The 24,734-nt window shown below is 42.5% G+C and carries 32 protein-coding genes; 9 read left to right on the plus strand and 23 right to left on the minus strand.

The window, feature by feature from the left end; all coding sequences use genetic code 11:
- The first annotated feature begins 10 nt into the window (after window positions 1-10).
- Together LU361_RS15045 and LU361_RS15050 are read left to right on the plus strand one after the other, a co-directional pair.
- Window positions 11-1,426 (plus strand): coniferyl aldehyde dehydrogenase, encoded by a 1,416-nt coding sequence (locus tag LU361_RS15045; protein WP_233089707.1) that lies wholly within the window; start codon window positions 11-13, stop codon window positions 1,424-1,426.
- Between the two features lie 128 nt (window positions 1,427-1,554).
- Window positions 1,555-2,112 carry a TetR/AcrR family transcriptional regulator gene (locus LU361_RS15050; RefSeq protein ID WP_233089708.1) on the plus strand — a complete coding sequence of 186 codons (558 nt, stop codon included), beginning with the start codon at window positions 1,555-1,557 and terminating at the stop codon, window positions 2,110-2,112.
- Between the two features lie 45 nt (window positions 2,113-2,157).
- Here the strand turns inward: LU361_RS15050 and LU361_RS15055 are convergent, their stop codons facing one another.
- The 12 genes from LU361_RS15055 to LU361_RS15110 form a co-directional block, all read right to left on the minus strand.
- Window positions 2,158-3,342, minus strand: coding sequence for a tyrosine-type recombinase/integrase (locus LU361_RS15055; protein ID WP_233090036.1), 1,185 nt, complete (start codon window positions 3,340-3,342; stop codon window positions 2,158-2,160).
- 357 nt (window positions 3,343-3,699) lie between these two features.
- Window positions 3,700-4,242, minus strand: a complete 543-nt coding sequence (locus tag LU361_RS15060; RefSeq protein ID WP_233089709.1) for a flavodoxin — start codon at window positions 4,240-4,242, stop codon at window positions 3,700-3,702.
- A 255-nt stretch (window positions 4,243-4,497) separates the two neighbouring features.
- On the minus strand, window positions 4,498-5,796 hold the full coding sequence (gene clpX / locus LU361_RS15065) for an ATP-dependent Clp protease ATP-binding subunit ClpX (protein WP_233089710.1): 1,299 nt from the start codon (window positions 5,794-5,796) through the stop codon (window positions 4,498-4,500).
- Between the two features lie 10 nt (window positions 5,797-5,806).
- Window positions 5,807-6,667, minus strand: coding sequence for a nitrogen fixation protein NifM (gene nifM / locus LU361_RS15070; RefSeq protein ID WP_233089711.1), 861 nt, complete (start codon window positions 6,665-6,667; stop codon window positions 5,807-5,809).
- 123 nt (window positions 6,668-6,790) lie between these two features.
- On the minus strand, window positions 6,791-7,237 hold the full coding sequence (locus LU361_RS15075; protein WP_233089712.1) for a nitrogen fixation protein NifZ: 447 nt from the start codon (window positions 7,235-7,237) through the stop codon (window positions 6,791-6,793).
- Between the two features lie 2 nt (window positions 7,238-7,239).
- Complete coding sequence (gene nifW, locus LU361_RS15080) at window positions 7,240-7,572, minus strand: nitrogenase-stabilizing/protective protein NifW (RefSeq protein ID WP_233089713.1); 333 nt, start codon at window positions 7,570-7,572, stop codon at window positions 7,240-7,242.
- The gene (locus LU361_RS15085) at window positions 7,569-8,105 is read right to left on the minus strand and encodes a hypothetical protein (RefSeq protein WP_233089714.1); all 537 of its coding nucleotides are present in this window, start codon (window positions 8,103-8,105) and stop codon (window positions 7,569-7,571) included. The genes nifW and LU361_RS15085 overlap by 4 nt, the downstream gene beginning before the upstream one ends.
- 11 nt (window positions 8,106-8,116) lie before the next feature.
- A complete protein-coding gene (gene cysE, locus LU361_RS15090) occupies window positions 8,117-8,944 on the minus strand; it encodes a serine O-acetyltransferase (RefSeq protein ID WP_233089715.1) in 828 nt (275 codons plus the stop codon).
- The gene (nifV, locus tag LU361_RS15095) at window positions 8,941-10,089 is read right to left on the minus strand and encodes a homocitrate synthase (protein WP_233089716.1); all 1,149 of its coding nucleotides are present in this window, start codon (window positions 10,087-10,089) and stop codon (window positions 8,941-8,943) included. Before nifV ends, cysE begins: the two co-directional genes overlap by 4 nt.
- Window positions 10,090-10,393: 304 nt before the next feature.
- On the minus strand, window positions 10,394-11,602 hold the full coding sequence (nifS, locus tag LU361_RS15100) for a cysteine desulfurase NifS (RefSeq protein WP_233089717.1): 1,209 nt from the start codon (window positions 11,600-11,602) through the stop codon (window positions 10,394-10,396).
- A 1-nt stretch (window position 11,603) separates the two neighbouring features.
- A complete protein-coding gene (gene nifU, locus LU361_RS15105; protein WP_233089718.1) occupies window positions 11,604-12,578 on the minus strand; it encodes a Fe-S cluster assembly protein NifU in 975 nt (324 codons plus the stop codon).
- 37 nt (window positions 12,579-12,615) lie between these two features.
- Complete coding sequence (locus LU361_RS15110) at window positions 12,616-12,939, minus strand: HesB/IscA family protein (protein ID WP_233089719.1); 324 nt, start codon at window positions 12,937-12,939, stop codon at window positions 12,616-12,618.
- A 234-nt stretch (window positions 12,940-13,173) separates the two neighbouring features.
- On the opposite strand from LU361_RS15110, the gene LU361_RS15115 reads away from it, so the two are divergent.
- Complete coding sequence (locus LU361_RS15115; protein ID WP_233089720.1) at window positions 13,174-13,434, plus strand: nitrogen fixation protein NifZ; 261 nt, start codon at window positions 13,174-13,176, stop codon at window positions 13,432-13,434.
- Window positions 13,435-13,511: 77 nt separating this feature from the next.
- Here LU361_RS15115 and LU361_RS15120 read toward each other — a convergent pair whose 3' ends face one another.
- The 10 genes from LU361_RS15120 to LU361_RS15165 form a co-directional block, all read right to left on the minus strand.
- Window positions 13,512-14,012 carry a hypothetical protein gene (locus tag LU361_RS15120; protein WP_233089721.1) on the minus strand — a complete coding sequence of 167 codons (501 nt, stop codon included), beginning with the start codon at window positions 14,010-14,012 and terminating at the stop codon, window positions 13,512-13,514.
- Window positions 14,013-14,045: 33 nt separating this feature from the next.
- Window positions 14,046-14,366 carry a (2Fe-2S) ferredoxin domain-containing protein gene (locus LU361_RS15125; protein ID WP_233089722.1) on the minus strand — a complete coding sequence of 107 codons (321 nt, stop codon included), beginning with the start codon at window positions 14,364-14,366 and terminating at the stop codon, window positions 14,046-14,048.
- Window positions 14,367-14,418: 52 nt separating this feature from the next.
- Entirely contained in the window at window positions 14,419-14,727 is a 309-nt protein-coding gene (gene fdxB, locus LU361_RS15130; protein WP_233089723.1) for a ferredoxin III, nif-specific, read from the minus strand.
- 44 nt (window positions 14,728-14,771) lie between these two features.
- Entirely contained in the window at window positions 14,772-14,984 is a 213-nt protein-coding gene (locus LU361_RS15135; RefSeq protein WP_233089724.1) for a CCE_0567 family metalloprotein, read from the minus strand.
- Window positions 14,985-15,073: 89 nt separating this feature from the next.
- A complete protein-coding gene (locus tag LU361_RS15140) occupies window positions 15,074-15,553 on the minus strand; it encodes a NifX-associated nitrogen fixation protein (protein ID WP_233089725.1) in 480 nt (159 codons plus the stop codon).
- A gap of 22 nt (window positions 15,554-15,575) precedes the next feature.
- On the minus strand, window positions 15,576-16,049 hold the full coding sequence (locus LU361_RS15145; protein ID WP_233089726.1) for a NifB/NifX family molybdenum-iron cluster-binding protein: 474 nt from the start codon (window positions 16,047-16,049) through the stop codon (window positions 15,576-15,578).
- Entirely contained in the window at window positions 16,049-17,422 is a 1,374-nt protein-coding gene (gene nifN / locus LU361_RS15150; RefSeq protein ID WP_233089727.1) for a nitrogenase iron-molybdenum cofactor biosynthesis protein NifN, read from the minus strand. The genes LU361_RS15145 and nifN overlap by 1 nt, the downstream gene beginning before the upstream one ends.
- 4 nt (window positions 17,423-17,426) lie before the next feature.
- Window positions 17,427-18,842 carry a nitrogenase iron-molybdenum cofactor biosynthesis protein NifE gene (nifE, locus tag LU361_RS15155; RefSeq protein ID WP_233089728.1) on the minus strand — a complete coding sequence of 472 codons (1,416 nt, stop codon included), beginning with the start codon at window positions 18,840-18,842 and terminating at the stop codon, window positions 17,427-17,429.
- Between the two features lie 240 nt (window positions 18,843-19,082).
- Window positions 19,083-19,337, minus strand: coding sequence for a hypothetical protein (locus LU361_RS15160; protein ID WP_233089729.1), 255 nt, complete (start codon window positions 19,335-19,337; stop codon window positions 19,083-19,085).
- 2 nt (window positions 19,338-19,339) lie between these two features.
- Window positions 19,340-19,843: a NifB/NifX family molybdenum-iron cluster-binding protein gene (locus LU361_RS15165; protein ID WP_233089730.1), complete on the minus strand. Its 504-nt coding sequence runs from the start codon at window positions 19,841-19,843 to the stop codon at window positions 19,340-19,342.
- A 464-nt stretch (window positions 19,844-20,307) separates the two neighbouring features.
- Here LU361_RS15165 and LU361_RS15170 point away from each other — a divergent pair, with 464 nt between their 5' ends.
- The 4 genes from LU361_RS15170 (at window position 20,308) to LU361_RS15185 (ending at window position 23,113) form a co-directional block, all read left to right on the plus strand.
- On the plus strand, window positions 20,308-20,667 hold the full coding sequence (locus LU361_RS15170; RefSeq protein WP_233089731.1) for a hypothetical protein: 360 nt from the start codon (window positions 20,308-20,310) through the stop codon (window positions 20,665-20,667).
- 226 nt (window positions 20,668-20,893) lie between these two features.
- A complete protein-coding gene (locus LU361_RS15175; RefSeq protein WP_233089732.1) occupies window positions 20,894-21,097 on the plus strand; it encodes a hypothetical protein in 204 nt (67 codons plus the stop codon).
- Window positions 21,098-21,648: 551 nt separating this feature from the next.
- Window positions 21,649-22,683: a Rossmann-like domain-containing protein gene (locus tag LU361_RS15180; protein ID WP_233089733.1), complete on the plus strand. Its 1,035-nt coding sequence runs from the start codon at window positions 21,649-21,651 to the stop codon at window positions 22,681-22,683.
- Window positions 22,670-23,113: a hypothetical protein gene (locus LU361_RS15185; RefSeq protein ID WP_233089734.1), complete on the plus strand. Its 444-nt coding sequence runs from the start codon at window positions 22,670-22,672 to the stop codon at window positions 23,111-23,113. Before LU361_RS15180 ends, LU361_RS15185 begins: the two co-directional genes overlap by 14 nt.
- A gap of 28 nt (window positions 23,114-23,141) precedes the next feature.
- On the opposite strand, the gene LU361_RS15190 is transcribed toward LU361_RS15185, so the two are convergent.
- The gene (locus LU361_RS15190; protein ID WP_233089735.1) at window positions 23,142-23,348 is read right to left on the minus strand and encodes a (2Fe-2S)-binding protein; all 207 of its coding nucleotides are present in this window, start codon (window positions 23,346-23,348) and stop codon (window positions 23,142-23,144) included.
- 288 nt (window positions 23,349-23,636) lie between these two features.
- Here LU361_RS15190 and LU361_RS15195 point away from each other — a divergent pair, with 288 nt between their 5' ends.
- Both LU361_RS15195 and LU361_RS15200 read left to right on the plus strand, forming a co-directional pair.
- Window positions 23,637-24,029 (plus strand): GreA/GreB family elongation factor, encoded by a 393-nt coding sequence (locus LU361_RS15195; protein ID WP_233089736.1) that lies wholly within the window; start codon window positions 23,637-23,639, stop codon window positions 24,027-24,029.
- Window positions 24,030-24,104: 75 nt separating this feature from the next.
- A complete protein-coding gene (locus LU361_RS15200) occupies window positions 24,105-24,659 on the plus strand; it encodes a leucine-rich repeat domain-containing protein (RefSeq protein ID WP_233089737.1) in 555 nt (184 codons plus the stop codon).
- Window positions 24,660-24,734: the final 75 nt, after the last annotated feature.

Raw genomic sequence — 24,734 nt, forward strand, 5'->3', positions numbered from 1 at the left:
TATATCCGTTATGAATGAAACCAAATCCGTGGAAAATAAAGACAGTTTGCGTGCAACGCTTGAGACGTTGCGTGATTCGTACAATCAGCAACCGTACCCAAGTTATCGTGACAGAATTGATGTTTTAAAAACATTAAAAGCCTCGCTTATTCGTAACGAAAAACAAATCTACGAAGCGCTTAAAAAAGATTATGGATATCGGAGTGAATTTGATTCCCTAATTTCGGATGTACTGCCCACCGTTATGGGAATCAACTACGCAATCAAGAATCTGCGCAAATGGATGAAGCCGTCAAAACGGCATTCTGGGCTTATGTTGCTGCCATCCAACGTTAAAGTTCATTATCAGCCGCTAGGCGTTGTGGGTGTAATTACGCCTTGGAATTTCCCGTTTTTCTTAGCTTTGGGGCCTGCGGTTCAAGCACTGGCTGCCGGGAACCGTGTCATGATCAAAATGAGCGAATTCACACCCAACGCTAATCAGGCGCTCAGGGCGGTGCTTAAAGATCTTAGTGAGCACATCGTTATTTGTGAAGGTGAATCAGAAGTAGGGGCCGCTTTTTCCTCACTGCCGTTTGATCATTTGGTGTTTACAGGCTCGACTGCTGTAGCACGACACGTAGCCAGCGCTGCGGCAAAAAACCTAACCCCAATCACACTGGAGCTTGGCGGTAAATCGCCCACTATTATTGATGACACCATCGATATGGCCATTGCTGTCGACGCTATTATCGTGGGTAAATCTGTCAACTCCGGGCAAATCTGCGTTGCTCCTGATTACGTGTTTGTCCCTGAAAACAGAAAAGAAGCGTTTATTAAAACCTTTATTCAGCGTTACGGCGAATATCACTTAAACAGCAACAACCAAAATACTCAAACCCATATCGTGTCGCAAAGGCAATACGACCGCTTGTTGGGTTTCCTCGAAGACGCTAAGCAAAAGGGAGCCAATATCCATTCGGTGAAACCCATCGAGAATGACCAGGGGCGGCGGGTATACCCTCATTTGGTCACAGAGGTTAGCCAAGAAATGAAGGTATTACAGGAAGAAATCTTCGGCTCCATTTTACCGGTAATGACCTACCGTAACATTGAAGAAGTTATTGAGTACATCAATGAACGCCCAAGACCATTGGCGCTGTACATCATGTCTTCTCAAGATTTATTCATCGAAAACATCTTAAAAAACACTCACAGCGGCGGCGTTTCGATTAACGATTCAGCCATGCACGTTATGGCCGATGACGCTCCTTTTGGTGGCATAGGTCACTCCGGTATGGGTCAATATCACGGCCATGAAGGATTTCTGACATTCTCTAAAGCTAGAACTGTGCTGCGTTCTTCGAGTTGGTTGCCAAAAAACCGAATTATTCTTAAGCACAGAGATTTTGTGTTTCGCGCTTTGAGAACGTTAATGCTCAGGTAATACGCCGTGTCTCTGAATGGTTTACAATTTGGCTCTATTTCGTATAATTTTCTTGTTGGTTCAGATCGATTACGTAACTTTTTGGGCTTAAACGAACAAATTGAACGTCATGAATAGAGGAATTCATATTGTCGGAACTGCTTGATAAACATGGCCAGATGGCGAGAAATATTCTAACCGCGTTTGCCGAATCGGGATTTAAAAAAACGTCTATGGAAGGAATTGCACAAGCCTCTGGCATATCTCGGCAATCGGTTTATAAACGATTTAAAACCAAAGCTAATTGTTACGAGTGGACCATTGATACGTATCTTTCCAACATGTATCGCCGAATATTTTCCACCTTAAACAACAACGAGCTTTCTCCAGAGGCAGTTTTAGATAACGTATTCGATATTCTTATCGGTGAAGCCGTAGAGATCATACAAAATACCAACGGCGCTCAAGTATTAAATGACGTTTTGAAAGCCACTCATACTTCAGAGGAAGATTGGCCGCTCAGATTTAAATCGCGCCTGGCAGATTTTATTGAAAAAAACGGCTACGCATCCAGTGAGAAAGCCTCAGGGGTTGCTTTTGCGCTGATCTCTGCCGGAAAAGGATTGCTACTAGAAGAAGCTTCACGAGAGAGCTTTCATAAAGACATGAAGCTTATTATTAAGAGCGTGTGCACGCAAAATACTTGAAACCAGTTACTTATACAGAAATCTACACAAAACCTATACCGAATATTAAACCTTCCGGTTTTTACCGCTTTCTGCGCGTACACGGTTTTCGGTTTGTACATAAATGGTATCTGTGGTGGCCATGCTGGCGTGGCCTAAATCTTCCGACAAATCTTTTAACGCTCGGCCACGTTCAACTTCCATACTTGCGCCGGTGTGGCGCAGCCAATGGCTAGAGGCTTCTTTGAGTTGTCTGGCTTTATCGTCGCCTTCATGGCTTCGCATTTGTTCGTAGGCAACATCAAACATTTCCTGAACAATTCGCGTCAGCTGGCGTGATGTCATACCACCTTGGCCACGAATTTTTTCAACGATGGGGTGGTTTTCACCCGGTGAAGGCAGGGGGGTTAACCCTCGATAGGCTCGATACCGCTTTAAATACGGGATAAAGCTATTGGGCACGGTGATATCGCGTATTTTACGCCCTTTACCGTAGATTTTAAGCCACCAGTTTTGATCCGAATCTTGCCAAAAATGACTCATAACGGGTATCCAATCTTTTCGCTCAGAAAGCTCGGAGATTCGCAAAAATAAGGCTTTTAACGCACAAATTATAAACAAACTTCGTTCATAAATAGGGTCTTGATCGGCCAGTTCCGAGGCAATATTAAACACGTATTGCCATTGGGATTCGGTTAAACGTCGAATTTCTTTAACTTGAGCGTCTCTAATAAAGTAGCGACAGTCTGATTTAGCAATTTGCGCGGGATTGCCGTACAAATATTCTTCATTCATTAAATATCGGTAGAACGCAATAATCGCAGTAAACATTGCCGACAGTGTTTGCTGTGACGGTTTGTATTTCTTTTTATCGATGGTTTGATCGGGATTGCTTTTTTTGGGTAATTGCAGCTTAAACGGCAGCCATTTGGGGTTTTGATCATAGTAGCCGTTAGCAAAGACAAATTTTTCGTGATTGGCCGTGCATATCCAAGATTTTGGTGGTTGCCAGCAGAAATCGGCGTACTCGAGAATATCCGATTTGTTTAGACGATCCATAGGTTTTTGTTTGAACAAAAACAGCCACAACAAGAATCGTTCGGTTTCATTTCTAAAGCGCGTAAATGTGTGCGTGGATTTATTGCGACCAACATACTTAAGGAACTCTTGGCCCCAAAGCCAGTGATTCATCCACCAAGAGTCTTCAGATTCAAGAAAATCCTTCAACGACGGATAATCATCAAGGACCATATTCACTAAGGAATCGTACGTGGGATACAAAGCTGAAGGTTTAGGAATCGACATAAGTGTTTGTGCAGATATTTAGAGAAATAACGAGCCGTGGCTTAAATATAGGGGTTAAAGTTAGTATAAACCTAAGATTACACTATGTCGAATACTAAATAGTATCAGACATAACAGAAGCGATAGAGTGGTATGAAATGAAATCAGATATAGATAAGCCAATCACCCTACGCATGGATGCCAACTTAAAGAAGGATTTTAGGGTCTTCTTTAAGTTGGGCTCTTAAATAAGTGTTTGTCGTGTAGGGTTTCTATTTTTTATGGTTAGTTATGTGGTTTCCGTGTGTTTCTGTGGTCTCGTATTTACAAAGGCAGTCCAAAATCAGGTGCAATTTGATTTAACCACGCATCTAATCGCTCATCGGTCATACTGCTTTGATTATCTTGATCTAGAGCTAGACCAACAAATTTGCCATCAACAACAGATTCTGAGTGCTCGAACTCATAACCCTCGGTTGGCCATGCACCAACAACTTTGGCTCCTCGCTCAGTAACAAACTCGTAGAGTTCGCCCATTGCGTCGACAAATTCATCAGGGTATCCCACCTGATCACCTAAACCGTAAATAGCCAGAGTTTTACCGCTGAAATCGACATCTTCGATTTTGACTAAAAATTCTTCCCAGCTCTCATTTTCACAGTCAGAGGACAAGCCAGGTAACTCGCCTTCACCCAAAGTGGGCGTACCTAATATCATGAACTCGTAAGCTGAAAAGTCATCGATCTCTGTTCGATTTACGTTTAACGGTTTTGCCATTAGCTCGTCGTCGAAACGGCGTTTAATCAATTTCGCTATTTTTCTGGTATTACCGGTATTTGAGCCAAAAAATACACCAATCTTTGCCATGGTTCTCTCCAGATCCGAATCGTGATTTTTTAAAAATTTTCTAGAATAAGATTCAGGCTAAATTCGGCGATAATTATCCTGAATCTTTTAAAGAATAGTTTGCAGAAACTAAGCCAGTCCCGCAGTAGCGATCCAAGTGTTTGTTTTGAATCTGTTTTTTAAATCTATAAACTTCAAGAACAATACAAAATGTAGCAAACACGACATTTAGAAGACTTAGAGGTCCATTTGCCTTTGTTAGCTTTCCTACAACAGTTATAAAGAAGCCAAACTGCCCCCTTCTATTTTCAAACCACTGCCCGTTTCTAGCTCGCTCGATAAGTATTTTACGGTTAATTCACGTTCTTCGCCGGATGTCCGTAAATCCACAACGCAGCCAGCAAGACCATCTTGTGAAGGCATTTCAAACATGACTTTTTGTAACGTTGCTTCGAGAATAGATCTTAGGCCTCGGGCTCCCGTTTTTCTGCTTACAGCGTCTTCTGCGATAAACGTCAGTGCTTCTTCTGAAAATTCTAACGAGCGTCCTTGGTACGAAAATAATTGGCGGTACTGTTTCACCAAAGCATTTTTAGGTTCAGTTAAAATTTTCAGCATTGCTTCAACATCAAGCTCTTCTAAAAAGGTGACAATTGGAAACCGACCGATAAATTCCGGTATTAAACCGAATCTCTGTAAATCGTCAGGTAGCATGGCTGCAAGTAAGTCGTCTAACTCAATACTGGCTTCTTCGGGCTTGGAGTGAAAACCAATGGAAGTATCTTTTGGTTGTACGCGAGAGCTAATAAGTTCCTCTAAACCTGGAAAAGCGCCGCCGACGATAAATAAAATATTCCGTGTATCGATCGTAACTTCATCGCTATTCTCACGGCGTTTGGTCGACTTCGATATATTTTGTTCAGCGCCTTCGACCAATTTCAATAAGGCCTGTTGAACACCTTCTCCTGACACATCACGCACGCCGTTCGCACCGCCACCGCGTTTTGCGATCTTGTCGATTTCATCAATATACACAATACCCCATTGGGCTCTATTGACATCACCCTCTGCGGCTTCTAAGAGCCGAGAGATAATGCTGTCTACGTCGTCACCGACATAACCTGCTTGGGTAAGACTTGTCGCGTCTGCTGAAACAAAGGGCACACCAAGTATTTTTGCAAGGCTCCGCACTATTAGAGTTTTACCGGTACCCGAAGGCCCAACCATTAAGACATTCGACTTTTCAAGTTCGACATCTGATTCGTCGTCGTTGAGAGATTCTTTTGTGCTATTTAATAGGCGTAGGAAATGATTAAATACAGCGACTGATAATGTTTCTTTTGCCAAGTCCTGACCGACGACATAATCGTCGAGGTGTTTTTTGATCGCTTCCGGTGTGCGCAGTTGCGGTTTCATTTCTTTACTTACTTGCGTTTTTCCCCAGCTACTGACAACCTGATGCGCAAGTGTGACACAGGATTCACAAATGCGACCGTCGTTACCACTAATCAGGGGAACCTGAGGACTTTTTTCAACGCCACAAAATGAACAATACACCTTCTCACCTTCAGCCATGTCCTATCTCCTAATCGCGTGTTGATACGCCTGAGTTTATTCTCAACGAATCAAGCCATTGTCTTTGCTTTTGCTGGCGGTTTCGATCCAACAAATGCTCTTTTAGTTTTGGCATCACTTCTTCTAAGCCAAGTACACCCTCCGACAGAACGTCGTCGCAGCGCAAAATATGAAAGCCCAATTCAGACTCAACAACGTCGCTCAACTGGTTTGGTTTCATATCAAAAAGTACTTTTTCTAACTCCGGGTACAACACCCCTTTTTTAACCTTACCAAGCAGGCCACCTTGAAGCGACGTTGGGCATTCAGAATGCTTTAAGGCTTGTTGTTCGAAAAGTTTTGGCTTCTTTTTCAGTCTGCTAGAAATTTGATTGATTCTTTTTAACGAATTTTCACGACTGTTTTCTGGACTGTCTTCATTGACGGTAATAAGAATGTGGCGAGCAGTGCGAATTTCTGGATGATTGAATTTCGCGATGTTCATATAGTAGAACAAGCTGATGTCTTCTGCCGTGGGTACATCGCAATCTGCGCTCACATACTCTAGTACTGAATTTACGTGAAGCTCTCTGGATATAAGTTCAACTAAGTCGTCGTAAACAATGGCGTTGTCAGACAAATAATGTTCAAACTCTTCGGAATCTTCAAATCTTGAAGATATTTCTTCTATCGCATCTTCTATTTGAGTCTCAGGTATTGATATCCTGCTTGCCTCAGGGCTAGACAAAACGAGTTCTTCCAGTTTTATTTTTCTTTCAGAGACACGTTTAACGTCCGCTAATTCGTTAGCATCAAGCTCTTCGTAAGACTTCGAATACTTTTCCGAGGCGATCTTGATTTGCTGATACCTTTCTCCAAATTCGGCGTTCATTTATTCGCTCCCACCATTTTTACTCCAACCATTATTTACTCCAAGAATTATTCGTTTCAGCAGTTATTCGCTTTAAAAGTTGAATAATTAACTCGTAATAAAATGCCTCTTTCGACAATTCGATTAGGTTTCCGTGAGTAGTTCAATCGCCGCTTCAGGCATTTGTAATGTGCAATGACCAAAATAAACGTGATAGCTGACTTTCATATTTTCGATGTCACGAATAACTTTTGTTATTGTGCCGGTTTGGTTTTCTACCACAAGATCGACTCCATCTTTCGAAATGGGAATACGTGCTTTTACTTTTTGGTTAAACTCGTATTGATTCGGCACCCACGGCGCAGACGCAGGAATCAACTCTTCTTCCCTACAGCCGACTGTTTTTCCTGCATCTAAAAAATGTACTCGATAAATAATTTGGTCTTGTAAGTAACTACCTACATCATAAACGCAACCCACCTCTCCGCGTTTAATCAGTAACTCTCCGACCTCTTTTCCCGGATAGGTTCCGTCGTTTCGCACATTTCGCGTTAGTCGAACTTCTGAGCCGTACTCATACGCTGGCTGCATGGTTAAACACCTATAAGTTCATCCATTGATACAAATGTTTCTTGTGGGCCTTGCATCTTATAAATTTTTAGAACTTTTTCCGTCTGTGCATCAGAGTTGACAAAATCTGAATACGCACGTTCTAACAAAGCTTTGTAGGCCTGACGGGTGCTATCTTCATCCGTCGCCTGATCTAGAAGTTCACCCGCTTTATTTAAGTAATCATGGTAGCGTTGCATAATATGCAGACGGTTAATATGTACGATACTTTGTTCGAAAGGCACATCGAAGTAATCGAGAAAATCTTCGGCTGAACTTAATTCACTGAGTTCTTCTTCTAAATCAAATTGAGTCATGAGCAAGCCTCCAGTTTCTTTTGGACAGAAAAATCAATAATTTCTGCGGTATTGTTATCAAGAATGGACAAAAGCAGTTTTGCCCCTATACGGTCACGCTCATCCATAGCGACGACTTTTTCTATCATCGACCGACCTTTCTGGTAAAAACCCATTCTTAACAATAAATATCCCGCAGCTTTTAATGCGAATAAATACAGTCGCACTTGTGTAAAGGAATAGCCAAGACCAGTAATCACATCTCGCATTTCAATGTCTTGCCAACTTGATGGAAATTCAATTTTTCCACCAACCACTTTCATGACTCGGTAAGCGATGGCAAGCGCTTTTTCATATTTGTGCTGATAATAGTAATAGCGGTACAAACCCACCAAAACCGATAAGTTTTCAGGCGCTTTTGCCAGAGCCTTCATCAACAAGCCTTCGCTTTCGGGGCCATAGTTTTCTGCTGCTTGTTGTATCAGGCACTCTACTTCTAAATCCATCTCTCCTTCGAAATAAAGCATGTCGCCGTTAAACTCTTGTAAATCCATAGCGAAATTCCTCAACTTTTTAATACGCTTCGACCAATTGAACATTCATTGATGCATAGGTCGTTTCCAGGTACGCACTCTTTTTCAGTATTACGATGTGCAAAGCCATCCCCAGGCAAGGCTTCAATTTTCTCTTCTAGTTCGTCGATGCGCTCTAATAAACAGCTCATCACCTTACCAATAGGATCAGGAATTAAATGATGATTAAGGTCTACGCCATAGCGCATCGTTTTTGCATTAGGATCAACATTGACGATTCGTCCAGGTATGCCCACGACCGTACTAGAATCTGGTACGTCTTGAACGACGACAGAATTGGCGCCAACCCGAGCGTTCTGACCAATAGTAATCGCACCTAAAATTTTTGCGCCCGTTCCAACAAGTACACCATTACCTAACGTTGGGTGGCGTTTGCCTTTATTCCAAGTCGTTCCACCGAGAGTCACACCGTGATAAAGCGTCACGTCGTCACCAATTTCCGCAGTCTCACCAATCACCACGCAGGCACCATGGTCGATAAAAAATCGCCGTCCGATTGTCGCTCCTGGATGAATGTCGACATTGCTAAAAAACCTGGCAAAAAAAGACAGGAAACGAGCCAAAAATCGGAAACCTTTTTGCCAAAGGCTCGAACTCAGCCGATGAATTAATAGTGCGTGAACGCCTGGGTAAGTGGTTAATACTTCCAATACGGATCTAGCCGCGGGATCGCGATCAAAAACACAAACCACATCTTCTCGCCACAGACTGAATAAATTCATTTGAGCTTTGCTCTTGCCGCTAACGGACTGTGAATTTGTATTCTCAGAATCAAGCACGAGTTCATCTGAATTTGTCATTGCTCTACCCTTGCCGGAAGCTGTTGGAAATCGCCAAGCTCTTCGTAGAAGAGAAAAAGTTCGTTATCATTTGGGCTTCTTTTTTGCTCGGTCGAAAAGCGTCGAACTCGCGCGAGTAATTGTTTGGATTCGATTTCGTTTAAATCAATGCCGATGTCTCGATAAGAAGACTTAACAATTTTTGTTCCTGAATGTTTGCCTAGAATCAGGCTGTGACTGCGTCCAAGTTGCTCTGGGTTTAGACCTTCGTAGTTTTTTCGGTCTTTCAATAAGCCGTCTACATGTATGCCAGCTTCATGGGTAAAAACGCCATCACCAACAACACTCTTTTGCCAGGCCACGTGCCGCCCCGAGGCTCGCTCCACTAAGCTAGATAACCCTGGAATTTTTAACGTATCGACACCGGTTTCTATATTGTGCAAGTTTCTTAATCCGAGAACGCATTCTTCGAAAGGTGCGTTACCGGCGCGCTCACCTAAGCCATTTACGGTGGTGTTAATATGAGTTGCGCCCGCCTTCACGGCAGCTAAAGTATTTGCCGTTGCCAGACCGTAATCATCGTGGGCATGCATTTCGATTTCTAAATCACTACGCTGGGCTATTTTTCGAATATTTTCATACGTTGAAAAAGGTTCGAGAATGCCTAAGGTATCTGCGTAGCGAACTCTGCTGGCCCCTGCGTAAGTCGCGGTTTCAATAACACTGTGAATAAAATCCAGATCCGCTCTTGATGCATCTTCGCAACCAATGCAAATATCGAATCCTCGATCTAAAGCGATTGGCACCAGCCTTTTAATTTCGGCAAGCGCCCAGTCCCGGTTTTTATTCAGTTTTTTGGCTAACTGTTGATCTGAAACCGGTACTGAGAGGTCGATCATATTTACATGGGTTTTAAACGCGGCTGTCATATCCCCTTCATTTAAACGGCACCAAGCAAGCAGCCTTGAATTCAAACCCAGCGAAGCAATACTTCGCATGACATCACGTTCTTCATTTCCCATCGCGGGTATGCCAATTTCTAGTTCAGGAACACCGGCATCTGACAAGTGACTCGCAATTGCGATTTTTTCTTCAGCAGTGAACGATACGCCCGCACTTTGTTCACCGTCTCGAAGCGTTGTATCGTCAATCGTTACTGTTTTCATAAAACGTGCCCGGTAGATATTCTGCCCAGCCAAAGCATTTGATTCGCTGTGGTATTTATATTTGGTTTAGCAATCGCTATACCTTTTTTTTTACGAAATTATTTTTTAATAAATTCAATGACCTATCTGTATTTGAAATTTAAACTCGTTGGTAAGCATTTGGTTTTGTGACATTTTTGTCGCAAATCCGACATCGGGTTCTGGAGAAATAAATTAAAATTTCTTAAAAACGAAAAAAAAGGCCGCAAATTGCGGCCTAAATGCTCTTCGGAGCGCTTATAAAAGGAAATTTTTTCGTTTAGATTTACGCGTATACCGGAGCGAAGGATTTCTCCGGTTCTTCTACTGGGCCATTTTCATCCCAGTAAGGTGACAGTTTACGTAATTTCGCAACAATCGGCGGAATGGCTTGAATAACACGTTCAACTTCTTCTTCAGTATTGTAACGCGACAGTGAAAACCGCACTGTGCCATGTGCTGCCGTATAAGGAATACCCATCGCTCTCATTACATGGGACGGTTCCAAAGAACCCGAGGTGCAAGCTGAGCCACTTGAGGCCGCGATGCCCTGCTTGTTCATCAGCAGTAATATGGCTTCCCCTTCGATATATTCAAAAGCGATATTTAACGTGTTTGGCAGCCGATTTTCTGGGTCGCCCGTGACAAAAGAGTTTGGCACAGTTGCAAGAATGCCTTCCTGAAGACGGTCACGCAAAGCACGTACATAAGTATTTTCATGCGCCATGTTGTCCATCGCTAATTGTGCCGCTTTTCCTAAGCCGACAATTGCCGCGGCATTTTCAGTTCCAGCACGGCGTCCTCGCTCTTGATGGCCGCCTCTTAATAAGGGACGAAAGCGTGTTCCGCGGCGCAGATATAAAACGCCGACCCCTTTGGGAGCATGTAACTTGTGCCCAGAAAGCGAAAGCATATGAATATTGGAATCTTGTAAATTTATAGGTAATTTTCCAACCGCCTGAACGGCATCGGTATGAAACATGACCCCAGCTTCTTGTGCCATTGCCGCCATCTCTTCGACCGGAAAAATAGTCCCGGTCTCGTTGTTGGCCCACATGACGGAAACAACAGCTACATTTTCAGATAGCAACGCCTTATATTCATCTAGGCTCAAACGACCTTTTTCATCGACTTCTAATCGATGCACTGTGTAGCCTTGCGTTTCGAGATTGTCGCAAAGCGTTAAGACGGCTGGATGCTCGACTTCGGTTGTAATGATTTCTTTGCGATCCGGCAGCGCTCTCAATGCCGATAAAATGGCCGTTGAATCAGACTCTGTGCCACAAGATGTGAAAATAATTTCGGAGTCGTGCTCGGCACCCAATAAGGTTTGAATGGTTTTACGGGCATTTTTTAACGCAAAACCAACTTTATTGCCAAAGCTGTGTAATGATGAAGGATTACCGAATTGCTCAGTGAAAAAAGGCAACATTTCTGACACGACTTCTGGGTCGACCATCGTTGTTGCATTGTTATCCATATAGACATCGTTCATCTTAAGCCTCCGCGATTTCGCTTAATTGCTGTTCGGTCACAGGAAGTACTTTGACAAATTCGCCCAGGGCTTCTATCAGCTTCTGCTGTATGCCACCGACTGTTGCAGTTGCCAATTGACAACCCACACAGGCTCCAATGAGCTTGACGTAAATATTTTTGCCGTCAACGTCGATAAGCTCAACATCACCGTGGTCACGCTGCAAAGAAGGCCGAATCTCTTCTAAGGTTTTTTCAATGAGATGAATTCTTTGAACACTCGTCAGCTTAGTTTTTGCTTTTTTCTTAGTTTCAACAGGCTTTTCTTCGGTAGCTTTTTTTGCTTCAGGTATAACAAGTTCGTCGCTGTTGAGCGTTACTACATTTTTTTGCTTAGCAGCAATCGGCGCGGGAACAAACTTTTCTCCACGCGCTTCCATTTCTTCAGCAAGGATCTGTTCGATGCCTTCATGACAAGAAGAACACCCGCCTCCAGCCTTGGTGAAATTAGTAACATCTTCAACGCTGCTCAAAGAATTACTTTTGATGGTGTCTCTGATCATCACGGCATCGATTGCGAAACACTTACAAATCAACGCACCTTCTTCGTGGTCGTCTTCAATTTCTTCACCACGGTAATCGGCAACAGCGGCCTGTAAAGCTTCACGTCCCATCACTGAGCAATGCATTTTTTCTGGCGGCAAACCATCTAAGTAATCGGCAATATCTTGATTGCTAATTTTTAATGCATCATCCAAGGTAAGCCCTTTAACCATTTCTGTTAGCGCCGAAGAAGACGCAATTGCAGAGCCACAACCAAACGTTTGAAAGCCAGCATCTAAAATAATGTCTGTCGCGGGTTCTACTTTAAGGGTTAAACGTAAAGCGTCACCACAGCTTAAAGAACCAACATCGCCAACAGCGTTTGCCTCATTAACAGCGCCAGCGTTTTTTGGGTCATAAAAATGTTCTTTTACTTTTTCAGAATAATCCCACATAGCTTATTCCTCTCCTAAAACAGGAATTGATCAACGCTTAACACGTGAATGAATTACCACAACCGCAAGTGCCGGTTGCGTTTGGATTTTCGAATTTAAACCCGCTACCTTCGAGGTTTTCAACGAAGTCAACGGTCACGCCTTCTAGCAGCTGAGCGCTATTTTCATCGACAACAACGGTGACGCCACCGCAATCAATATGTTGATCGGTTTCTGAAGTTTCTTCTTCCAGCTTCATTGTGTACTTAAATCCTGAACATCCACCACCCTCAACTTGAATTCTTAATCCGGCGACAGGCTTATCGACACTAGTAATAAATCGATCAACGGCTTCAACTGCTTTTCCCGTTAGAGAAATCATGGACTCTCTCCTAAATTGGCAAATTCATTGCAATCAACAATCATGTAACACCAAGCGAATGGCGACTTACACGCTTTTCATATGACAAATTGCAATGCTTATGCCACGGGCTTTAGATAATATTTTTCCCTTTTTTTCAGTGACTTGGAGAGCCCGCGGTGATTTATGCTGCTGTCATAAAGTCAACCGCATAGGACTTTTGTCAGATTTACTACAAAGCGATGGAGCAATGATATGCATGTGTATGAATTAGAACCTGGCGATACCATATTCGCCGCCGACACTTTAAAAAATGATGGAACGCTTCCTGGTTTTTCAACGGACGAGGTTGTCGCTACCAAAGGTCAGCGCGGCGTTGTAATTAATACCGGGCACCTGGAAGGTCAACAGAATAAAATTCTTTTTTTAGTAAGATTTGAAACAGGTGACTCAAGCAATCCGCTTGGACCCGCAGTTGCGTGCTGGCCGGAGGAGCTTAGTCTTCCAAAGGAATGAGTGAATTAATCAAGAATGTTGTTCGCACCCAGTAATAGATTGGGTGCTGAACAGTCTGGAAATAAAGAGTTATTAATTTAACTGTCGTTAGAAAAAAAGGAGCAGGCAATTTCGTAGAAAGCCAAGCCGCCAATTTCATCATGGGTATCTAACTCACGCAGCTTGGCTAATACTGTTTTCGCCGCGAGTACGCGTCCGCGTCTTAACCGGCAAACACCGAGTGCTTTTAAACTAAAAAGGTATAATCTTTCAGGGCCATTTTTTAGCTGCCAATCAGCCGATTTTTTGGATAGCCGCCGATAATTTCGAGTGCAGCCTATTTGCTTAGCGCCTTGAGCTAGAGAGGCCCACACGGCAGCCTCTGCCTGGTCATAACGTGCTTGCACAAAATAGAATTTGTACAGTGAAATATGAACATCTATTTGCCCTACCCAATTTTCACGCGCCTGCAAAAGCAAGTTTTCGCGTTTATTGGTGTCTTTAACTTGCAGAGCTTTATCCAGTAAGGCTTTTAAGCTAGGCGGAAGTGACTGAGAAAAGTAGGCGCTTTCGCTGGAAAATTGTAATAAATTAGACATTGATACAATGCACTCGGTCACATCTAAAACGGCTTACCAGAATTCCTCAGGTGCTAATTTATCGCTATAGAGTTTGCCATCTATAATATGTTGATCAATTATTTTCTCAGCATCTTCTGCCTCAACTGAACCGTACATTGTACCACCAGGATAGATCAGTACGTTCGAGCCTGTTTGACAAGGACCTAAGCAACCGGTTTGAGTCAGTGCGACGTTTTGCAGATTTTTTTGAATCAGTATTTTTGAAAAAGCGTTAAATACATCGGCACAACCTTTTTGCGCACAACTGCCGCGGGGGTGCCCTGGTTGCCTATTTTGAGCACAGATAAAAATATGATGATCTGGTTTTGGCATAATTATATTCTCTCATTAAAGACTTGCTCCAGGGTTACCTGGAAAAGCAAATTTAGGCGGCTGCTTGTTCGTGTGTATGACAATTTTTTGGGCAAACTCGAGAACAAGACTTACAACCGATACAATCTAAGGCATCTTTAATTGCCATTACCTTAAGCTCGTCATCATCATCGTAATCGTCTTCATCATACTCATCGTCTACGTCAACCAGATCAGACTTATCGACCAATTCAAACACATCTCTCGGACAAACTTTGTAACAACGACCACAACCAATACACGTATTAGCATTCAGCTCAGTTACAAATTCGGGAACCCATTGTGTCCCACCACGCGTTTTACCGACGATCGTCGCTGTCATTGTTTTTAACCTCCAAAGTTTTCGACCTCCAAAGAAAAGTGAGCCTAAGCTGTTGTTGCCTGATCCAGCTTCGCTTGCGCTTCTTTCCAAGCTTCACACGCTAAAATCGTGTTTGAAGCAAGCTCAGTTAATTGCTCGTAATCGCTCCATAGTGTGTCTTCAACTACGTCATGAATTTTGGATGCCCACTCAGTAGCGATACGCTTTTTCTTTTTAGCGTCTTTATTTAACGCTTTTAATTCTTCTTCGTTCATCATACCCTCTCGTTATCAGCTTGAGCCCAAACGTTAAATTGAATAAATCATTTAAAGTTTTTCTACTAACGTTTTACTGCTAAAATTTTCCACTACAGCTTTGCTACTTCTCGATGGTTGTTGACCAACTCCACGGCTTTGGCGAGTAATTTTTGAACATCGGCAATCATCTTTTCTGGAGAGTCAAAACCAAAGCGATGGACATCTCTCAAGGTTTTGTCTAGGGCTACGAGTTTGCCTACTGTAATAAATACCCGGCCAAAACCCTCGTGTGTTAAATTAATGACTGGCACCGCCATTAGACCGGTTTCTTTTTCAATCATTTGTGCAACGCCATTGTAAAACGCTTTTACTCGGGAGATAACGATCTCATCGGGATCACCGACAACTGGAATTTCTCTACGTCGTGCTTTGGTTAATATGAGTGGATCCAAAACTTTAGCATCGGACCAATTATCGTATGTGCCGTAACTGTCTACTGCGCGCAATTGCACCACCATCTGTTTTAAAAATGGGTGCTCTAATAATTCATTGCCATCTTCAAGCACTGGAGTATCTGATTCTTCAATCATGTTGAACCTCGTCTTATTCGAGTTATCTGTCATTCATTCCATCGCTTTCAATGCGATATTCGTTGAGATCGTGTTGGCGTTGAATCGCTCTCGCTAACCAACTAGAGGGGCCCTCACTTAATTCTTTTTGAAACGCCGATATCAAGTTTTTAATCAAGGTATCGTCTACAACCTTTAACGGCTGCACGTGCTGATCTAAGAGCTGTTTAACCGCGGATGCACCACAGGCGCGACAATAAACGGCAACACAATCAGTTAAAAAATCCAGTTTTGCAGCTAATTTATCATCGGTTTGTTCTTTGGTTTGATCGTCGAATTGCGCCGCTTCTAACAAGGTGTATGAGTCCGGTTGCACACCGTAAATAGCCAATGACTCAGTGGTGCCAAAATGCTGATTGACGTGTTCACCGTTGTCTGTCGCAAATGCGATTCTTAGCCATGCTTGCTCCGGCTCATCACTAATAACGCGAAGTTGTCTTCGCAGCCCCGAATTCATTAGGCTACATCATCTCTTTTTTGTGCCAGCGGTGAGTGATACGGCTGCATACCCCGATGATGATTCTGTAGTAAATTGGCTAGATCAAATAAAGTTTGCTGCGTCCCTCGGTAACCAAACCAGCAACGTTGGAAACCACCGACTAAATCATATTGTGGGAAACCAATTCGTAAGATGGGAATGCCTAGGCGCTCAGCGCTTTCCACTGCGTGACTGTTGCCAAGAAACAATTCAGCCCCACCCTCTTTCGCAAGTTGTTCTGCGTCTTCTAAATCGCCAATTTTTACGCGTTCTATATTCACGCTCTCTAGCGCTGGATTTTTTAACGCCATTTTTGCAGGTACAACGGCAGCTACCGTTGTAGCCCCCATGCTTGTCAATAATGCGTCGAAGCCAAGCAAAAGATCGGGGTCTGAAGCAATGGCCACTTTGGCATCACCAATCATAAAATGGGTGTCGAGCATGGCGTCTTGCAGTTGACTGCGCTGGCGTCGCCATTTTTCAGGAACCGGTTGCTCGCTTATTTCCGACAACGTCATAAACCAGCGATCACATTCTTCTTGGCCCATTAAATGTCCAAAACGAAAATCCGGTACGTGAGTGCGTTCCAATAAGGAATCAGCTGCACCGAGTAAACTGTGGCCGATAACTAGAGTTGCGGCGTTTTCTCCGGCCTGTCTAATATCGTTTAAGCCGGTGCCTCCCGTGGTTAATGCGCTAAACTCTGTGCGCTCTAAATGGCCATCTAACGAGCCCGAAAGATCGGGAATTAACATCGGCCGCAAACCAAAGCTCTCAATACTTTCGCAAACAAATTCCAAATCGCCTGGCGTAAGATTACCGCCGCAAAGCACATTTACTTGTTTTTTTCTCAATCCGACCTTCGTGTGGTCTACAGGCACTAAAGCCTCGACGATAGATTTGAGCGCAAGCGCAAAACCACTTTCAAAACTACCCGAAAAATCCGGTGTGTTAACACAAACAACTTCGACTTCAGAGAAATCAGGGTATTTTTTTCTAAACGTTTTAAGCGCGGCATTAATATCGCAGCCTTGCGTTTCCGCTAACCCTGTAGTGACTAAACCGATTATTTCTGGCTTGTTTTTCTCGGCAATTGTTTTTAATGCCTCAATAATATTCTCGTCTGCCCCCATTACGGAGCTTACTTGATCCATCGCCGTCGTTTGCAAAGGTATCGGTTCGCGAAAATGTCTGACAAAAAATACTTTTGCAAAGGCCGTGCAACCCTGTGAACCATGCATTAATGGCATGGCACGATTAAGACCAAGAAACGCAAGTGCGCCACCGATTGTTTGACTGGTTTTCAGTGGACTGACCGAGAGTGCTTTGTTTCGTTTGACAAGTTCAGCCATAAAATTACCTATTAACCGTCATTGGCGTAGCGAGTGTGTCTGTGGCACTGTCCCACGGCGCGGCTTTTCGCACAGCAGGCCAGACGGGACTTTCTATTGTTAAACAGAGTTGCCGTACAAGTTCGACCATGCCGTCGTATCCGGCATAAGCGAATTCGCGTTCTTGATTAATATCTAAAAAAGGAATTTTCGCTTTCAAGGCCGTGTACATGTTTCGACCACCGGCAATTAAAATATCGGCTTTGTAATCTCGAACGGTTTGCAGTAAAACTTTAGGGCTGCCTTCGTCCAGCATTTTTACGTCGTCGCCCATCAGTTCACGAATTCGCGCTTTGTCTTCTTCGGTGGATTTTTTTGTACCGGTAGCCACAACTTGCATGCCCAAGTCTTGAAGAGCCGATATTACCGACCAAGACTTAACGCCCCCGGTATACAGCAGAACGCGCTTACCGGCGAGGCGAGGCTTCCACTCGTCTAACTTACTTTTAATTTTAATTTCTTCACGTGCAATAAGTGCTTCGGTGCGAGCAATTAAATCATCGTTACCAATTAATCTGGCAATATCACGAAGCGCCTGGGAAGTATCGGTGATGCCATAAAAACTTCCTTCAAACCACGGTGTTCCAAAGCGATCTTGTAGCTTACGGGCAACGTTCAACATCGCTTTGGAGCAAACCATCATATTAACTTGCGCTGCGTGCATGGTTTGCACTTCTCTAAAACGAGCGTCCCCAGAAAGCGTGCACAGAATTCGCAAACCCAGTTCGTCAAATAAAGGCAGTACATGCCAAAATTCACCGGCAATGTTGTATTCGCCTATTAAGTTAATATCGAAAATAGGAATGTTTGGATTTTTTTCGAGCTTGGGTACGGGATCGGGTTCACGCGTGCCGATGACATATTTCACCATCGCTTCGCCAGCTATTCGATTACCTAGATTTTTAGTACCGTAAAACCCCGCCGCGTCGATCGAAACCACCGGTACTCCAAATTGCTCCTCAGCCGTTCGACACACAGCATCTACATCGTCACCAATAAGCGCTGGCACACAAGTGTTATACACAAATACTGCCGGCGGCGAATAGGATTCGATGGCTTGTTTTATAGAGTGGAAGAGTCGCTTCTCACCCCGCCCCATAATCACATCTTGCTCGGTCAAGTCAGTGGTCATGCCAATACGATAAAGAGTCGGCCCGCTTGATCTTGTACCTCTGTTATCCCAAGAACTGCCTGCACATGCGATGGGGCCATGAACAATGTGAGCAACATCAGCAATAGGCAACAACGCGATTTGGGCACCGTCAAACGCACAGCCGCCTGCCGCAGAACCCGGTTTGGGTTTCGCACAGCCCGACTTTTCCTTCTTGTTATGGGAGCAAGCGGGTTCGTCTAGCAGTTCGGCAATTTCGTTTGCTTTCATAGGAATAAACTCGTTAATACGTTAACCGTTCGCCTTTTACTTTTACTTTAGAGAACCCAATCTAGGGCTTCTCTTTTTAGATTTAGAGTCTTCTCTGATAGAGCAAATAGCAAAGCGCATTCCAATCAATGTGCCTTTGATTTTATTGATATTTTTTCAGTCTTTGTTCATTTTATGTCGAGTTTTTTGTTCGATTGTCGTACTTCAAACAATAACTTTGATCAATGCCTTGTTACTGTGTTAGTCACTTTCACCCCAAAGGAAGTCATCGATTTCTTTCATCAGATAGGCGTTTTCTTTAAAATTTTTGACAATATTTTCCGCTTCTTCTTGGTTGTAGCCTTGTAAGGTGAAACTCGTTGTTCCAACCTCTTTGCCTTCGTAAAACAGCTTGACGTTAATCAGCCAATAACCGGCATTCAGCTCCCGACTTTGCAACGATATAAAAGCGCTTAGCTCGCCGTCTAAGGGTGTCATGTAGTTTAGGTTGTCCATCGTTAACCCCAATCTTCCTCGCCTTCGGAAAAAGCAAACGCAGGTTTATTGTTATTTTGAATCGATGCATCGAGGATTTTGCTTTGCTTGGATTTTTTTCGAATAATATTTGCCAACCAAAACTCCGGCTCTCCCTGCAGCTGGCTTTGAAGCTCTTCTATTAACTCCTCGACATCTGGCCCGCCAGTTACTTTTTTTGGCGTGATACCCAAAGATATAAGCTGCCGTGTTGCAGACCCACCGATTGAGCCGCAATAGACAAGATCGCAACCCACAAGCCAGCTCAATTTAGGCTTCAATTTGTCTTCATTGCCATCTTTTGCCTCTCTAGCAAATTTTTTCTGAATGAGAAGATTGGCTTCATCTTGACTCACGTCGTAAACGTAAAAGCCCTGACTGGATCCAAAATGCTGATCAACCATGTCGCCTTCCAATGAAGCAAATGCGACAACCAGGTTTGTATTATTCGGTAAACAATCCGCGATACAATCGATAGAGCTCGACATACGGAGCCTCCTATGACCATTTGTAGTTGTATATCAATAAGCTTTTTCTGTAACGCCCTAGATAGTTGATCAAAACACAGACCAATATATTGTGGGGACACGTGCTTTTAAAATTTTGAGCAATAAAGCGTTATTTACAAAGAACGATTAGAAAGAACTATTTCTAAAAACCGATTGTAAAGAACCATTAAAAGAGCCCATTGTAAAGGTCAATTGCAAAGACCAGTCCACCCAAAAAATATAATTTTTATGCCTATAATTCATCGTGTTACGAGATAATGTCTATTTAAAAAGCGTGTAATTGTAGTAAAAACGACAATGTGATGAATTAAAAATAAACTAAAAGATGAACTAAAAGAGGAACATTATTTGAAAGTTATTTAATCAAGTGGTTTTTTTCAAACAAGTGATTATCAAATAGATGACCTAAAACGTAATTATCTGAAAAAACAAGATGGAAAACTGTGTCTGATATGAACGCGATTAAACAAAATATTTGGGCTATGAACAAAACTCAAGACATAAAGTCTTGTGTCTTGTTGCTGGATACTATGTACGACAACAGCCAATATATTTTGGATGAAGGACACGAGGCTGACCTTCAATCGATTTATATACGTAACGCCGATTGCATTGATCTAGCTGCTTACATATATACCTATGGACAAAACCGCTCAAGATACGGTGTGGAGCTTCTATTACCGATAAATTTACCCGAAAATTCTAATTGGTTTTCAATGACCGAAAAATATGAAAACCAAAGTGATGTACAGCTTATGACAAAAATCTCTTCCCACCTTAATTTAAACAGTCGACTTGTGTGATCAAACAAAAGCGAGTGATGTAAATCATTAAACTATTGGTAAGCAACTTGCAATCGTAATAATCAAAGAAGCCAGCTTTGTTTGATTAGCGTCAAAATTTAAAAGACTGGCTTACTTTTGGTAAAGCATAGTTGTTTTAAATTTTAGTTATTTTAAATATTAGTTATCTAAATTCTTGGTTGTTTAGATTTTTAGCTATTTAAATTCTTAAATCGGGAGATATTTGATGTCTGAGTACTATATCAACAAAGAAACTGATGAAAGCAACGCTCGCCAAATCCATAGAGACGATTGCAGCTTATTGCCTAAAACACCCGCTTATAACGAAGGTTTAAAGTATCTTGGCTCTTACGGAAGTAAGGATGCAGCATATGCCAAAGCTCGCGGATATTTTGAATCGGTGGCTTTTTGTCCGTCATGCCTGGGCTAGCACTCCGCTTGAGCTTATGGTGATAAAAAAAGGAAAACTCTGGAACGACTGAGCCCTCCAGAGTTTTCTGTTATTTCCGATAATAAATATTTATAACAACCTCCAACAGTTCAGATTATCTAAATTAATTGACCGGTTGGCTAAGAGCTAGTCGTTGTCGCAGATTAACTGCTCTACGAATATTAATTGTTCTGCGAATATTAACTGCTCTGTGGCTTCTAACCGTTTGTCGAATACTTCCCACCACTCCACGTCGTACTTACAATCAGATGTTGTAGTAAAACAAACAATCACCATACAATTGATTTGTTTTAAGTTTCAGCTACAAAAACTGATTTGTTATAAAAGTTCTTGTCTGTTCGAAGTCTGACGATAATGAGGTCTTTCGTGCTCAGAAAAATCTGACGTAATCGGTTTTGTTGGTTCATAATCCCAATTTGTAATAACTCGCTCAAAACAAATAAGCAGTTGGCAATAGGATTGCTAACGTATCAGAACATCTTTATTTATTTTTATCTATGATATGAAATGCAATTATAAGGATAATGTTTGTGGTTCTAGCAACAGAACAAAAAACATCTTCTGTACGTGATTTTAATGATCTTACGCCGGGTGAGCGTTCGGCAGACGTACTAGACATAATCGAAAACCAGGCTTTAAAAACCCCTGCTACGATCGATCAGTTTGTTTCTGGGCTGACTTGGAGTTATGCCAAAATAAAATTTGATGATACAAAAACATCAAATATTGGTCTTGCTATGAGTCCGATGACCTACACACGAACATTGCGTTGGCCTGGAACAATAGCCGGGCAAAAAGTTTCTGATTTTGCCCGTTGGCTAAATTCTTGGGACGCGCACGAAGCAACGCTTGGGCTCAGTTGTTGTAACGCAGTGATAAACAGGGCAAATAACGTATTGATTCAATCTGCAACTCCCCTACCTACGGAGCACGACCCTAACCTTGCGGTTTTTCTTCATTTTAAAGCCAAGCTCAAAAATAAAAAAATTGCCGTGATCGGTCGTTACCCAGGCATGGACGATGTACTTAGCGGACTGGATTACACGGTGATTGAAAGACATCCGGAGAAAAACGACCTACCGGATCCAGCGGCGGAGTTTGTGTTGCCTGAGATGGATTGGGTATTTATCTCGGCTACAACACTTTTAAATAAAACCTTCACTAGATTAAGCAAGCTGTCTTCATCTGCAGTTACTGTTTTGATGGGTCCGAGTACACCATGGTTACGTGAATTTGAGCACTTCGGTATCGATTTTATTGCCGGGGTGATTATTGATGATGCGTACCAGACTGAAAAAATCGTCTGTGAAGGTGGAGGAAAACGTTTATTTGAAGGCGGTGTTAGTTATGCAATTAACAATATCAGTACAAGACGTTTATCGAAATTAAAAATAGCCATCGCTGATGTTGCTGACCGGCGCATATTGCTGCGAGCCGAAATGGACGCATGGTATCAGCAATCTAGTACGACCAGATTTCCCAAATGGGCCAAGCTAGAAGCCCTTGATCAAGAACTATCACTTTTAGACACAGCCTATAAACGACTGTGGGATGCGAACCAGTAAACGAGGAATTAAATTGTCTGTATCGTTGAGCGTGTTTTATCCAGACCTTTCACAAAAAGAAAGTATTTTCTATGAAGCAGCAACCCGAGTTGCAATGTGCTTGGCCAGACAAGCCGGTGACCTAGCTCAGAAAACGCCGCCTGATATTGATGTGCATTTTTTATTGAGCGGTAAATTCGATGCGCCAGACTTCAAAGGAATGCGAATTAGAAGCTACGACTCCAAAGCAGCGATGCTTCGTGTTGAAACGGCGGTGCCCTCACACATTGTTAATAGCAGCAATGCGATCGACTACGTGGTTGCTGCTATTGAAGACGCGCTCGAAAATGCCAGCGAATTTTTGGACGAAATTGAAATGCCGTTCGAGCTCGAGTTACATTTTAGCTTAATAAACAAGATCAAATCTCAGCTAAAAAACAGTGAAAATTAAACTCGTCCTTCATCGAGATGATTTCGAATTAGGCCTCTCTCACACTCATTTGACGGTGTAATTCATCTGATTCTGTAAGCAGTTTTTCTAAACCAATTCTGGCGCAAGATCGACATCGGCCACAGGTGTCGGCTACTTTGAGTGTGGAACTGAGATCATCCAAACAACTTGCGCCATTATCAACCGCCTCAGCAATCTGTTTTTCGGTTACGGAATGACATAAACAGACATACATAGATCTAAGCCTCTTGGTCCAAACCTGATATTTGTTTACAACAACGTAGGGAAGCTGACAAAAATACTGCCAATTCCATGTTTACCCAAGACTAATTGCAAGGCAGAGGCCAAGCCACATCAATAATTCAGCGAATCTTAAGAAAAATTATTATTTGGATTGAGTTTTGCACTAACCTTTTATAAGTTTTTTATCGATGGTTTTGGTTGCGAGACGGATTATCCCAAGTCTCAAATAAATCCAACGTGGTAAAGACATCAATGGCTATTTAGTGAGTACAAGAAAACTATGCCTCTCGTGAATTATGAAAATTGGATCACCTCGAACTGGCGTGATGAATTAATTCAGCAAAAACAAATCGCGACAAATAAATCCGATGCGGCTGAAATCCAAAACCGAATTGATCAAGCGGTGATTGTAAGCCAAGAGGACCTACTGGAGAGTCGTGTTCAATTTGCCTCTTATGTCACAGTGTTTGCGCTTGAGGAAGAGGAAGAACAATCATTTAGGATTGTAAGTGAAGACGAGTCATTAACTCGACCGGGCAGCCTCGCTTGGAGCACGCCTCTGGCAAGGGCTCTTTTGGGTGGGAAAGAAGGTCAGATTGTGACCGTCATTTTAGAAAACGGCTCTAACTGTGAATATGAGATAACACACATTCGAACCGCGAGCAGCTATTGACTGTAAAAACCTGTGAGAAAAGCCTGAAACGGTATTTAAAGCAAAAACTAATCACTATCATTAGGAGAAGATATTATGAAACTGAGTGACATTTCTTTTAAAGATTCATCATTCGAAGAATGTATTCTTGCCACTGGTATTGAGGATACCGAAGAACTTATCGAGCTGCGCGCAAGAAATAAAAGCATTCAATCGGTTACCGAATTAAAGTACTTTCCAAACTTAAAGCTACTCGATTTAACCCGTAACCAAATAACTGAGATCGATCTATTCGATAACCCAGAATTGGAAGAACTCTATTTGGGCAGTAACGAAATCGAAGAGCTGGATTTATCTTGTAATACAAAACTTAGACATTTGGAAATATTCATCAATGATATTTCTTACATAGACTTAACTAACTTAAGCGAACTCGAAAATATATACGCCAGTAAGAACGACCTCGTTTCTCTAAATTTGGAAAACAATCCTCGTATCGAGGAAGTTCAACTGAGCAACAATGAACTCGAAGAACTGGTGTTACCAAACGATTGTGAGCTATTTTCAGTTAAAGTTGAAAATACCAAACTCAATGAAGAAACCATTGAGCTATTAAAATCCAAAGTATCGGCTCACAATTTTAAATCTTAGGTGTTAGGCTAGGGCCTGTTCACACTAATTTAATCACACCTGCTGGAGCGTATTTTTTCCGTATTTTAGGCGCAG

The sequence above is a fragment of the Sessilibacter corallicola genome (assembly GCF_021290925.1).
GTDB classification, from domain to species: domain Bacteria; phylum Pseudomonadota; class Gammaproteobacteria; order Pseudomonadales; family Cellvibrionaceae; genus Sessilibacter; species Sessilibacter corallicola.

Excerpts from the sequence above, each read along its gene's own strand:
- nifN (WP_233089727.1), bottom strand. The coding sequence starts at position 17,422 with ATGGCTGAACTTGTCAAACGAAACAAAGCACTCTCGGTCAGTCCACTG.
- LU361_RS15175 (WP_233089732.1), top strand. The coding sequence starts at position 20,894 with ATGTCTGAGTACTATATCAACAAAGAAACTGATGAAAGCAACGCTCGC.
- nifU (WP_233089718.1), bottom strand. The coding sequence starts at position 12,578 with ATGTGGGATTATTCTGAAAAAGTAAAAGAACATTTTTATGACCCAAAA.
- nifW (WP_233089713.1), bottom strand. The coding sequence starts at position 7,572 with ATGACTCAATTTGATTTAGAAGAAGAACTCAGTGAATTAAGTTCAGCC.
- LU361_RS15055 (WP_233090036.1), bottom strand. The coding sequence starts at position 3,342 with ATGGTCCTTGATGATTATCCGTCGTTGAAGGATTTTCTTGAATCTGAA.
- nifV (WP_233089716.1), bottom strand. The coding sequence starts at position 10,089 with ATGAAAACAGTAACGATTGACGATACAACGCTTCGAGACGGTGAACAA.
- LU361_RS15140 (WP_233089725.1), bottom strand. The coding sequence starts at position 15,553 with ATGATTGAAGAATCAGATACTCCAGTGCTTGAAGATGGCAATGAATTA.
- nifE (WP_233089728.1), bottom strand. The coding sequence starts at position 18,842 with ATGAAAGCAAACGAAATTGCCGAACTGCTAGACGAACCCGCTTGCTCC.
- nifM (WP_233089711.1), bottom strand. The coding sequence starts at position 6,667 with ATGAACGCCGAATTTGGAGAAAGGTATCAGCAAATCAAGATCGCCTCG.
- LU361_RS15190 (WP_233089735.1), bottom strand. The coding sequence starts at position 23,348 with ATGTATGTCTGTTTATGTCATTCCGTAACCGAAAAACAGATTGCTGAG.
- LU361_RS15110 (WP_233089719.1), bottom strand. The coding sequence starts at position 12,939 with ATGATTTCTCTAACGGGAAAAGCAGTTGAAGCCGTTGATCGATTTATT.
- LU361_RS15060 (WP_233089709.1), bottom strand. The coding sequence starts at position 4,242 with ATGGCAAAGATTGGTGTATTTTTTGGCTCAAATACCGGTAATACCAGA.
- LU361_RS15185 (WP_233089734.1), top strand. The coding sequence starts at position 22,670 with ATGCGAACCAGTAAACGAGGAATTAAATTGTCTGTATCGTTGAGCGTG.
- nifS (WP_233089717.1), bottom strand. The coding sequence starts at position 11,602 with ATGAACGATGTCTATATGGATAACAATGCAACAACGATGGTCGACCCA.
- clpX (WP_233089710.1), bottom strand. The coding sequence starts at position 5,796 with ATGGCTGAAGGTGAGAAGGTGTATTGTTCATTTTGTGGCGTTGAAAAA.
- LU361_RS15160 (WP_233089729.1), bottom strand. The coding sequence starts at position 19,337 with ATGGACAACCTAAACTACATGACACCCTTAGACGGCGAGCTAAGCGCT.
- LU361_RS15165 (WP_233089730.1), bottom strand. The coding sequence starts at position 19,843 with ATGTCGAGCTCTATCGATTGTATCGCGGATTGTTTACCGAATAATACA.
- LU361_RS15085 (WP_233089714.1), bottom strand. The coding sequence starts at position 8,105 with ATGGATTTACAAGAGTTTAACGGCGACATGCTTTATTTCGAAGGAGAG.
- LU361_RS15125 (WP_233089722.1), bottom strand. The coding sequence starts at position 14,366 with ATGCCAAAACCAGATCATCATATTTTTATCTGTGCTCAAAATAGGCAA.
- LU361_RS15045 (WP_233089707.1), top strand. The coding sequence starts at position 11 with ATGAATGAAACCAAATCCGTGGAAAATAAAGACAGTTTGCGTGCAACG.
- cysE (WP_233089715.1), bottom strand. The coding sequence starts at position 8,944 with ATGACAAATTCAGATGAACTCGTGCTTGATTCTGAGAATACAAATTCA.
- fdxB (WP_233089723.1), bottom strand. The coding sequence starts at position 14,727 with ATGACAGCGACGATCGTCGGTAAAACGCGTGGTGGGACACAATGGGTT.
- LU361_RS15135 (WP_233089724.1), bottom strand. The coding sequence starts at position 14,984 with ATGATGAACGAAGAAGAATTAAAAGCGTTAAATAAAGACGCTAAAAAG.
- LU361_RS15075 (WP_233089712.1), bottom strand. The coding sequence starts at position 7,237 with ATGCAGCCAGCGTATGAGTACGGCTCAGAAGTTCGACTAACGCGAAAT.
- LU361_RS15145 (WP_233089726.1), bottom strand. The coding sequence starts at position 16,049 with ATGAATTCGGGGCTGCGAAGACAACTTCGCGTTATTAGTGATGAGCCG.
- LU361_RS15120 (WP_233089721.1), bottom strand. The coding sequence starts at position 14,012 with ATGTCTAATTTATTACAATTTTCCAGCGAAAGCGCCTACTTTTCTCAG.
- LU361_RS15195 (WP_233089736.1), top strand. The coding sequence starts at position 23,637 with ATGCCTCTCGTGAATTATGAAAATTGGATCACCTCGAACTGGCGTGAT.
- LU361_RS15115 (WP_233089720.1), top strand. The coding sequence starts at position 13,174 with ATGCATGTGTATGAATTAGAACCTGGCGATACCATATTCGCCGCCGAC.
- LU361_RS15200 (WP_233089737.1), top strand. The coding sequence starts at position 24,105 with ATGAAACTGAGTGACATTTCTTTTAAAGATTCATCATTCGAAGAATGT.